Origin of the sequence: Nonomuraea sp. NPDC050786, from assembly GCF_040654115.1 — a bacterium.
In the GTDB taxonomy this organism is placed as follows: Bacteria; Actinomycetota; Actinomycetes; order Streptosporangiales; family Streptosporangiaceae; genus Nonomuraea.
Genome location: NZ_JBFAHJ010000076.1, coordinates 1 through 1,598, shown reverse-complemented (window position 1 = coordinate 1,598; position 1,598 = coordinate 1). Strand labels below are relative to the sequence as shown.

The window sequence follows — 1,598 nt, the reverse complement described above, 5'->3', positions numbered from 1 at the left end:
GTTCCGGAGCCGGAGATGCTGCCGGTGAAGAGCGCCTGCGGGGAGGACCAGCCGTTGGGGTTGGTGGGGTCGCTGGAGGTCCGGTAGGAGAAGGCTGTCCCACCCCACTGGTAGGCCAGCACCCAGATGTTCTTCGGGGCGAAGTAGAACAGCGTGGGCGCGACGGTGCCGGACGACATCGTGTTCTGGCTGGCCGAGCCCATGTCGGACCAGTTGGTGAACAGGCCGAAGTTCATCGAACCCCAGCTCGACCCGTTGTCGTGCGTCGTCGCGTAGACCAGGTGCTTGCCGTTGTAGACGACGTTGGTGAAGTCCTTGAGCGAGACCCATCCCGCCTTCGGGTTCGCCAGCGGGCCCGTCGAGGTCCACCGGTACGTCGACGGAAGATCGCACGTGCCGGGCGGGGTCGGCGTCGGGGTCGGCGTCGGAGTGGGGGTGGGGGTGGGGGTGGGGGTGGGGGTGGAAGGTGGCGTGGGGGTGCCGGGGTTGCCACAGAGCGCGCCGTTCAGGGCGAACGACGCGGGCACCGGGTTGCTGCCGGTCCACGAGCCGTTGAACCCGAAACTGGTGCTGCCACCGGAGGGGATGGAGGCGTTGTAGGAGACGTTGGTGGCCGTCACGGACGGACCGGACTGGGTCTGGGTGGCGTTCCAGATCTGGGTGATCTGCTGGCCGGCGCCGAAGGACCAGGTCAGCTGCCAGCCGTTGACCGCGTCACCGAGGTTGTTGATGGTGACGCTGGCGTTGAAGCCGCCCTGCCAGCTCGAGCTGATGGTGTAGTCGACCCGGCAGGCGACGGCGGCCTGGGCGGGCTGCGTGGCCAGCAGGCCGGCTCCGGCCAGCAGGACCGCGATGGCGCCGATCACGAGCCCGCGGCGCGGGCCCTGCCGGGGCGGCGCCGCGGTCGCTGCGGCGGAGGGGCGCGATGATCGCGCTCGCCAGGGCAGACGCATCTGTACTCTCCTCGTCATCATGTCCAGCCGCCGTCAGGGGCTGGTGCAGGTAGCGGTCGGCGTGGCCGCGGTGCCATTGGCGGTGAACCCGAAGGTCGTGGAGCCGCCGGCGGGGATGGCGCCGTTGTAGGCGGCGTTGCGTACGGTGACGCTGGAGCCGGAGACGCTGTGCTGGCCGTTCCACAGGCTGCTGATGCTCTGCCCGCCGGGCCAGGTCCACCGCACGGTCCATCCGTTGATCGCCGCGTCGCCCGCCTGGACGGTCACCGTCGACTGGAAGCCACCCGGCCAGCTGTTGGTCGTCGTGATCGTCGCCGCGCACCCGTCCGGTACCGGTGTCGGAGTCGGGGTGGGGGTCGGCGTAGGCGTCGGGGTCGGCGTCGGGGTCGGCGTGGGAGTCGGGTTGGGGTCGGCGGCGTTGAGGGCATTGAGTACCGCGTCGTAAGCGGGCTTCTTGTTGCCGCCGCTGAACAGCAGCGGGGTGTCACCCGACCGCCAGGAGTCCTGGTCGCGCACCCCCCACACCGTGATGCCGGCGCAGCGGGCCACGGCCAGGCAGTCGTTCACCACGGCGGCGTAGGTCTGCGGGGAGGCGCCCTGGATGTCCAGCTCGGTGATCTGCACGTCGACGCCGAGGGCGGCGAA

The 1,598-nt window shown here is 70.5% G+C and carries 2 protein-coding genes; both read right to left on the bottom strand.

All coding sequences use genetic code 11. From position 1 onward, the window contains the following. The coding region (locus AB0H84_RS53380) for a non-reducing end alpha-L-arabinofuranosidase family hydrolase (RefSeq protein ID WP_357622474.1) at positions 1 to 953 on the bottom strand (953 nt) is incomplete at its 3' end. Positions 954 to 986: 33 nt separating this feature from the next. Next, positions 987 to 1,598, bottom strand: a 612-nt coding sequence (locus tag AB0H84_RS53375; RefSeq protein ID WP_357622471.1) for a cellulose binding domain-containing protein, incomplete at its 5' end; no start/stop codon positions are given.